The 9,824-nt window shown below is 57.1% G+C and carries 2 protein-coding genes; one reads left to right on the forward strand and one right to left on the reverse strand.

The window, feature by feature from the left end; genetic code table 11:
• Positions 1-9 precede the first annotated feature (9 nt).
• Positions 10-3,993 (reverse strand): carboxypeptidase regulatory-like domain-containing protein, encoded by a 3,984-nt coding sequence (locus LAP85_05410; GenBank protein ID MBZ5495819.1) that lies wholly within the window; start codon positions 3,991-3,993, stop codon positions 10-12.
• Between the two features lie 1,509 nt (positions 3,994-5,502).
• On the opposite strand from LAP85_05410, the gene LAP85_05415 reads away from it, so the two are divergent.
• Positions 5,503-9,516, forward strand: coding sequence for a carboxypeptidase regulatory-like domain-containing protein (locus LAP85_05415; GenBank protein ID MBZ5495820.1), 4,014 nt, complete (start codon positions 5,503-5,505; stop codon positions 9,514-9,516).
• The last annotated feature ends 308 nt before the right edge of the window (positions 9,517-9,824 follow it).

Raw genomic sequence — 9,824 nt, forward strand, 5'->3', positions numbered from 1 at the left:
AAAGGCGGGTTAGAAGTTGATGCGCATGACGATCTGAATCAGTCGTCCGCCCGGATCCTGCTGGTTGCTGCTGTCGGTATAAGCCGACGTAACCTGGCCGCAGCTTAAGCTGGAGCTGGCGCAGGTCGCGCCGGCAAAGTTGATGTTATTGAAGGCGTTCAGAAACTCCGCACGGAGCTCGAAGTTCTTCGACTCGGTGAACCTGATCTGCTTCACCAGGCTCAGGTCAAAGCGCATGAAGCCGGGTCCTCTGACGTAATGGTGCCGTGGGGCACAATCCCCGGCTACAACCTGAACGCAATTGCCGCCATTCGCGGCGCCGGCTGGTGCAATGTAACGTCCCGACGGCGCGCCTGAAGTAAACCCGCCGACGTCAAAGCTGTAAGCCTTGTACGTCTGGTCGATGATGTCCTGGGGCACGTAATATAGTATCCTCTTGGCATCATCAAACCGCAGGCCCACAACATCCGCGAGTTGCTGGTCCGTCATGCCCACCACGATGACGTTGCCAAAATCATACAGGTTGCCGCTTTGAATCCGGCTCGTGCCCTGGAGTTGCCAGCCGCCGATGACCCGATCGACCACTTTGGGAGCGCCGGCGAACAGCATCTGGCCGCTTCCAAAAGGCAACTCATAGACCCAGTTGACTTTGAAGGCGTGCGGCAAGGTGGCGCCCAGGTCCTTTTGCCATGGCGCGCGCCAGGAGATGATGGTCCGGCTAAAGGCTTTCGCCCAGGTGTAGTTCGCCTGAACCAGCAGCCCCTTGGATAGACGGCGGCGCAGCTCCACGACCATCGAGTCATAGATGTTGCCGCCGCCATTCATGTAAATATAGGTGCCGCCACTCAGCACGTCCGGATTCACGATGAACTCATTGGCCGGCAAGCCTGCAGCCACTGCATTTGCCCGCCGCGCGGGATCGCCGTAGAGAGAGCTCGCCAGGCTTCCGGCGTTAGGGCTATAGTTATTCAGGTAGCTATTCACGTTAGTTGAGTTGGTGAAGAAGCTATACTGCGAGCTTCCCAGCACTGCGGAGGTGTAATTGGCTGAGTTGTTCGGGTCCAGCTTACCGCCCAGGAACGCCAGAGTAATCGGCAAAGGTGATGTGCCGGGAACCGAGGCGTCGTAGCGGAAGGTACTCCCTTTGCCTGCTGCCCTGTTCGCATACAGGTTCTGCTGCGCCAGACGGAACTCCTGTAGCCAGCCGTTCTCCACGATGTTGTACTCGTTCAGATTGCGCTGGAAATATGTCTGCAGGTTGCGTGTGGCCACATACCGCACCTCTAACGCCGTGTCCTTCGTGATTTCACGCTGAAGCCCGAACGTCCAAGACATGGTATAGGGCGTGCGGATGTCCGTGGCGATCGCGTTGATCGAATCGGTGATCGCCGGCTTAAGCGGCCAGGTTGGCGTGGCGGCGAATGGAGGCGGGCCGAGCCGGCTTTTTTGACTGAACAGGAGCGGCCACGTATCTGTGCCAACGCCGCTGATCAGATTGCCAAGGTTCTGGCTGCGTGAGGCATCGATGGTTCCGCCGGGATTAGAGGCAAACAAATAATCCTCATAATCGAACATCCCCATGCGGTTGTAAGCAATGGCAAAACCGCTGCGGATAACCGTCTGGGAACTCTCGCCGACGATTTTCTTCAGAAAGCCCGTAGCCTTCGGACTCCAGGCAAAGCCTACACTCGGAGCGAAGCTCTTGTAGTCGACGTTGTAGGCATGGGTTCCCGGCTGAAATTGGTAGAGCAGCGTCGGCTTGCCGCCGGTTGCACCCGGCTTGAAAATATTGCCGATGCCGGAGGGCCCCCAGGCTTCCGCAGGTGAAGCCCAGCTGAACCCATTGTTGAGCGGCGTCCATGGGAACTGCACCTCCCAACGCAACCCGTAGTTCAGCGTGAAGTTGGGAAACATACGCCAGGAGTCCTGCGCGAAGATCCCCATCTCACGCTGGCGCGCGCGCTCTGTATACGGCCCGATGTAGGTGTACTGGTTGGTTTTCTCATTGATGATCGCGCTGGCGCCGATTGAGGTAACGCGTGCCGTCAGAGACGCGTAAATCGTGCCGGCAGTGCCGTACTGGCTTGAATTCGCATTGGGGAAGTTCTTCGGCCCGTTGACCGTATCAAACATGAGGTAAGCAGGATCGTAGGTGGAATTCAGGCCGAAGCCGGCCGAAGGCGCTAATGACTGCCACCACTCCCAGCTGCCTATGTGCATGAACGAACCTCCGAAGCTCATGCTGTGCGAACCCTTCGTCCAGGTCAAGGTATCGTCAACCGACTTGACCGGCCCGTTGCGGCGGCTCGGTTGCGTGACGGCGATAACGCCAGTGATGTTGTAGGGGGTCCAGTTAAATCCGCCAAGGTTGCCGACCCCTTGACTGCTTCCAGAGAAATCCCCGGAGGATGCATTCGGATTGAAAAGCGTTGACCCAAGGAGAATGCCGCCGCGAGCTTCATTCACAAGCCGGGGAGTGATCGTGGAGCGCAGCGCATAGGAAATCGCACCCCGGTTTTGGTCCACCCTCCCGTAGCTGGGGAAACCGGGATAGCGCCATCCTCTGCTATTGAGATAGTCGGGATTTCTGGTTCTTGTTTCACCATTCCAGCTCAGTTCAACCCTGTGCTTATTGGTCAGGTTGAAGTCGAAGCGGGTCGTCATGTAGTTGCGCGTCTCCAGCCCCTTACTCTGCCAGATGTAGCTCTGATAATTAGGATCCGCAACCGTCGGATACGAGAGAATGCCTCCTGTTGTCGTCGTTGAGTTGCGGATGTCGGTGATGAGCTTCTGCACCGTCGGGTCCATGGTTGATGTCTGGCCAAAAGCCTGTGCGATGGAGAGGAGGTTAGCCGTCTTCACCTGGTCGGGCTGGCCGGTCTGCTTGTAGACATAAGAGTAGATGCCCTGTTCCATCGCTGGAGAATAGATTTGATTGCTCCGAGTCGACGAGTTAGGCAAACGGAAGGTTTCGAGGTTGAGGAAGAAAAAAGCCTTGTCCTTACCGGAGAAGAGCTTCGGAATGGAAATCGGCCCGCCGAAGCGACCGCCGGCCTGATGCAAAATGAACCGGCTGCGCGGCGCTTTGCAGTTGTCAAACTCGGTGGCGAGTTGCTGCTGGGTGCATTTCTGGCCATGGTTGGGGCCGTCACCCCAGTAGACGGCCGCGGCGTCACGGTTTGTGAACCAGTAGTTGGAGTTGAACGCCGTGTTGCGTTCATAGTCATAGAGGCTGCCGTGGTAGTCGTTGTTCCCCGAGCGGGTGACAAACCTGATCTGGACTGCTCCGGCGCCCGTGGCATCCGCACCGGAGGCCGCCGTGGAAACGGTCACTTCCTGCATGGAGTCCGGCCGAGGAGTAATCATGGAATAGAAGCCGTCTCCGCCATATTGCCCCATGTAGTTTTGATCCTGCGTGGGAACGCCATCCACGGTGATATGCAGCGTCGAATTCGGCAGGCCCATAAAGGTGGCGTTGCGCGAGCTTCCCGTCGTGTTCACACCCGGCAGCAATACCAGGAAGTCCAGGGCATTGCGCGTGGCCAGCGGCAACTGGGCGATTTGAGTAGTTGACAGCGTCGTCGAAATCGTTGCCGAGGCCGTCTGTATGATCTCCGCGCCCGCGACTACCGTTACGGTCTCGGTGCTGCCGCCGACCTGGAGAACGATCCTGACCGTAGTGGGCACACCTACGACCAGGACGATGTTTTTCGTGATCGATTGCTTGAAGTTGGGCACCGAAACGGTGGCAGTGTAGCTGCCGGCGCTCAGGGACGGAATCAGGAAAGTCCCGTTGTCCGCAGTGATTGCCTTATACTCGGCGCCGGTGTTGTCGTTCTTGACCGCAACCTCCGCACCTGGAATCACGGCGCCGGACTGATCTACGACCGTTCCTGTCAGCGCTGAACTCACACCGCCCTGCGCGAAGCCCGGGCAGCTCACCGCCGCAATCACGATCAGTGCGAAAATGATCCTGAATGCATAATGTTTCATAAGGGTTCCTTGGGTTGAAATGGTTGTTACTCGAATCCGGGCCGCAGCCCGGTTTCGCCCCACGCTCTCTCTTTGGCCGAACAGACCTCATAGGAGTAAATTCAGTGATCCGGCGAACATCGTCAGATGCACTTGGGCAAAAACATTCGCCCGTGACAGCTGCGCCCTGCTTTTGCGGAATCCGCATCTTGCCTGCGCCACAAGGGCAGGAACGTCTAAGGTTGCGGGATTTGCCAGGGAACCCGCCAGAATCAGGGATAGTTTTTCGGCTACGGAATCATGAGCCGAGCACGCGTTTCCTCAGTCCGTTGAGCCCCCGTAACGCGCCCGCTTCCCCATCCCTGTCATGGAAAATCCGAGTGCTGATCCGTTAAATCAGCAAATTATGCGGCGATGATAACCACCCCGGCCGGGCGTTACAAGGTTTTTATTATAAAAACTTAACCAGATTATTTGGAGGGCTGCCAGGAATCTCGACCGGCAAGTTGTCACTAATGAGCCGTCACGGCTGGATGCGCGCTGCCGGCGCGCCTTTTTGGCATGCCTCCACAGGCCAGGAGTTCTTTTAACAGGGGCTAAAGTACTAGAATGTTAAGTGCTATTAATCTATAGGATTTTGCTTGTCGCAATGGCAGGGAAGAATCCCAACGCAGGGCACGCGGAGGACGCAGAGATTTTGTTCTTTTTCTGCGATCTCTGCGCCCTCAGCGTTGAGATTTTGAAAGGGGAAGACGGCACAACCATCTCCCCCTTCCGAGAAAAGCGGGTTAGAAGTTGATGCGAACCACGAACTGGATCAGGCGTCCGCCCGGATCCTGCTGCTGGTTCGGGTCCGTATAGGCCGAGGTCACCAGGCCGCAGGTCGAGCTGCTGCCGGCGCAAGTCGTGCCGGAGAAATTGGTGTTGTTTGCGAGATGCTGGAAAGTTAGAAAACCACAATTGCGCCTAACATATCATTAAGGTACCACCAATCAACTAATTAAATAGTTCTAGTGGCATGTTTTCCGGAAAATGCCAAATAATCTTTTGAATTCAGATACATAAGCGACGATGCGCGACTCTATTTCTGGCATTAGATTAGCTTGAGGCTATCACCAATAATTAAAAGATAAGATATAACCAATAAAAGTGTTGCTTCGATGGATCATCATGGCTATGATGGCCTCAAACATTAAGAATGGGAAAAAGGATGTCCTTGGCATCCAGGGGGCGGAGAAGGGACCGCTTTTCAGAGATACGCTCTGAAACGGGGAAACGCCCCTGATCCACGCGGGTTCCCCTGACAGATCCCGCATTATTTCGTGGCCTGTCTTTGCAGCGGTACTTCGGAGGGCGTGCTTGCGGCGGGGCCGCGATCATTACACGATGGATCACCTCAATATGACCGCAAGGAAATTCAGATCGACCGTGCACAACGGGCATAGCCCGATCGCAAAGCTTGTCGGCACGGAGTGGGGGGGGTTTTATCCTGTTCCGTGGTTTTATTAACTTCTACACGAAGGAACTGTTATGAAACATTGTCTTTTCAGGCTGGCTTCAGCAATTTTCCTGATCGCTGTGCTCGGCTGCTTTGCGTTTGCGCAGGGCGGCGGCTCCAGCTCTTCGCTGGCGGGAACAGTTGTCGATCAGTCGGGTGCAGTCGTCCCAGGTGCGGAGGTTCTGGTCAAGAACGATGCCACAGGTGCGGAGTTAAAAACCGTCACCGTGGAGAACGGGACCTTCTACATCCCGTCCATGAGCCCGGGAACCTACACCGCGACCGTCACTGTGCCGAACTTCAAAAAGGCGGAGGTCAAAAACATTATCCTGGTTGCCGGCACGCCCCACAATATCCGCGTCCAGCTCCAGGTGGGCGGCACCGCCGAGACCGTTGTGGTGCAGGCGGGCCTCGAGATCGTACAGTCGCAATCGGCCACCATCGCGACCACGCTGGTTACCAACTACATCTCTAACCTTCCGCTGGCGACCCGCAACGCCATGGACTTCCTGGTAATGCTCCCGGGCGTGAACACGACGGGGGGCGCGCGGGCTTCCACCATTTCCGGCATGGATTATTCCGCCCTCAACATCACCGTGGACGGCGTGAACACACAGGACAATTATCTCAAGAATGATATGTTCAGCTACATTCACCCGCGCCTGGATGCCATCCAGGAAGTGACCGTTTCCACGGCCACTCCTGGGGCGGAGAGTTCAGGTACGGGTGCGGTCCAGATCAAGTTCATCACACGCTCTGGCAACAACGAGTACCACGGCAGCGCCTATGAGTATCACCGCAACCCGGCGCTCAATTCCAACTACTGGTTCAACAACCGCGACAAGCAGCCGACGTATTATGGCGACGGGCCATCCCATGGCCAGCTGTGCACGCCGCAGCAGGTCGCGACGGAATTCGATAAGTGCAAAGCGGCGCGCGACCGGGTGCTGTTCAACCAGCCGGGCGGACGCATCGGCGGCCCGATCAGTCTTCCGAAAAAGCTCTTCGGCCCCCTGGGCTTCGACGGCAAAGACAAGGCCTTCTTCTTTGTCAACTATGAGCAATTCCGCCTGCCGGCTCAGAGGACACGATCGGTGTCTATGCCGAATCCTCTGATCGAGCAAGGCAACTACGTGTACCTGTACCAGGGGGGCGGGACCAAGGAGGTCCGGACGGTCAAGCTGTTGGGATCGGATGGCCTGGCGGCTGCCAACGGACAAGTATCGACCTGGGACCCGACCATTCAGAAGCTGTATTCTGATATCCGGGCATCGTCATCTTGTGGCAGCTGCACCATACAGAGCTACCCGATTGTGAGCGATCCGGCTTCTCAAACCCTGCTCTTCACCAATAAGGCCCTGGGGATCCGCCACTACCTTACCACTCGTTTCGACTTCAATCTGACGAGCAGGCATCGCCTGGAGGGGAGCTGGAGTTACCAGTACTTCGTACCCGGCGTCGACATGCTCAACAGCTTGGACCCCAGATACCCGGACTTCCCGGTATTCGGCACACAGGGCGGAAACCGCTTCTCCACCTCGATCGCTGTGCGTTCGACATTGACGCCCAGATTCGTCAACGAAGCACGCACCGGCTTTAACGGCGGGACCACACTCTGGAGCGCGAACGTCAATGACGGTATGTTCTCCGGCCCGATCGCCAATTATGGCGGCTGGCGCTTCACCCCGAGTTACACCGGCGCTGCCTATGCTACCTCCGGCACATCACGCCGCTGCACACCGGTGGTCATGTTCGAGGACACTTTAACCTGGACCAAGGGTGCTCACAACCTCAGCTTCGGCGGCTCCTGGCAAGATGTAGGTTCGTGGACATACAGCAAGACTGTGTTGTCCTCCGTCAGCTTCGGTTTGTCGAGCCTCTATGACCCGGCCTACGTCATGTTCGATGCGACGAATGGCCCGAAGAATTTCCCCGGGGCGACCACGTCGCAGATCAGCTCAGCCGCAAGCTTGTACGCGTCCATGACCGGGCGCGTAACCGGTATCAGCGGCAGCGCGAACCTGAATGAAATCACCGACAAATACGCATATCAGGGACCCTCGGTAACACGCTCGCATCTGCGGGAAATGGGATTTTTCATTTCGGATTCCTGGCGCATGCGTCCAGGCCTGACGCTCAACTATGGCGCGCGCTGGGAAATCCAGATGCCATGGGTTCCGCTCAACAATGCCTATTCATGGGCCACGCCGGCCGAGGTTTGGGGGCCATCGGGGTATAACAACCTCATGAAACCGGGCGCAACCGGCGGTGTGCCGACACAGGTTTTCAAGTACAATCCCGGCGATCCAGGATATAACCAGGATTATAAATCGATCTCGCCTACCATCGGCTTTGCCTGGAGCCCACAGGCGAGAAGCGGCTGGGTGGCGAAACTCGTGGGCAGCGGCGGGCAGACAGTATTTCGCGGCGGCTTCTCGATCGCCTACAACCGCTATGGGATGCAATATTTTGACAGCATCTTCGGTTCCAATCCGGGTGGGAGCATCGATGCCAGCCGCAGCCAGGATCTCGGGAACCTGGTCACATTTGTCGGGACCGACGTTTATCCGGTCTTGTACCGTGATAAGAGCCGTCTCGGCGCGCCTTCCTTCGCGGCGTCCCCGGTGTATCCGCTCACGCCCTCCATCAACGATTCGATCAACGCCTTCGATCCGGATATCCGAACGCCATACACATTGTCATGGACCTTCGGTTATCAGCGCGAGATCACCAGAGACACGGCGATCGAGATCCGCTATGTCGCCAACAAAAGCGTCCAGAACTGGGTTCAACCCAATTACAACTCGACCGAATACAACATGCTCGAGAATGGCTGGCTGAACGAGTTCTGGCTGGCACAGAAGAATCTGTACGCCAACATGGATGCCAAACGGGGGACAAACTTCCGCTATTACGGGACCGGGACCGGCACGTATCCGTTGCCGATCACGATCGCGTACCTCGGCGGCAAGCTCGACCCGAGCGATCCGGCCAGCTACACTACCGCCAAGCTGGGCACCAGCCAGGGCGGGTTCTTTACCAATGCCTCCTACAACGGCTACCTGAGCAAGTACAGCCCGAACGCAAGCAGCCTTGCGAGCAACCTGCAGGGTGACGCAACCCGCCGGGCCAACGCCATTACCGCGGGATTGCCGTCCAACTTCTTCCTCTTGAATCCCACAGTGCAGAATGGCGGTGGCTACATCTACGGGAACCAGGGCTGGAACAAATATGATTCCATGGTGGTGGAAGTGCGCCGGCGCCTGTCCAAGGGGCTGATGGTTCAGGCCAATTACACCTGGGCCAAAAGCTTTGGCTCGCAGCGGCGCTCGTTCCGCAGGGACCTGATACCCTCTCTTGGCGGCACACTGCCGCATGCTTTCAAGGCCACCTGGCTCTACGAGCTTCCGATTGGGAGTGGGAGGACGCTCCTGGGCGGTACCCATGGTGTGGTCGACCGCATTATCGGCGGTTGGGAGTTCCAGGGGACGACGCGCGTTCAGGCCGGCAACCTGACAGACCTCGGCAATGTCTTGCTGGTCGGCATGACCGATGCGGATTTGCAGAAAATTACCGGCCTCCGGTTCGATGATGCCAACAAGAAAATCTACTACTACCCGCAGGACTTCCTCGATCAGTCTTACTTCGCGAATCAGTCCAGCGTGACGAACTATAGCGCGTCCAATCCGATGGGCTTTACCTACAGCGCGCCCACCGGACGCTACATTGCACCCGCGAATAGTAACAGCGCCGGCTGCTATCAGGTTGTAAGCGGCGACTGCGTTGCTTCGCACCACTATTTCCGGGGACCCGGACTCATGCGCTTCGACCTGAGCCTCGTGAAGAGGCTCCGGTTCTCGGAGAGCAAGAACTTCGAGCTCCGCGCCGAATTCCTGAATGCCTTCAACAATATCAATTTCTGGAGCCCCAGCACCAGCGTTTCCAGCCTGGGCGGCGGCACGGTGGGATCGGCGTATACCGATGCGAACCAGCAACAGGATCCAGGCGGACGCCTGGTCCAGCTCGTCTTGCGCATCAACTTCTAACTACTACCGCGAACCAGAAGGGGAACACAGTCCGCCTGTGTTCCCCTTCCCATAAAATAAGCGATCGAGTCCCTTCCCGGCTCGGTAGCTTCTAGGAAACCGGGACGCCACCCTATTTCCTGCCACGATGGGCGAGTTAGGGGCAAGTCAGGCAGGAAATAGGGTGGCGTCCACTAGTGTCCCATTAGAAGTTGAATAGCTGCAATTGGTTACCGGAATCGTCGTTGGACGGCTCGCGCGCTGATTCCGTAAGTATTTGATAAATCGAAGTTTTCTCAAAACAGGTGACGCTCAAAATCTGGAGAATT

It is taken from the genome of Terriglobia bacterium (genome assembly GCA_020072565.1).
Taxonomy (GTDB): domain Bacteria; phylum Acidobacteriota; class UBA6911; order UBA6911; family UBA6911; genus JAFNAG01.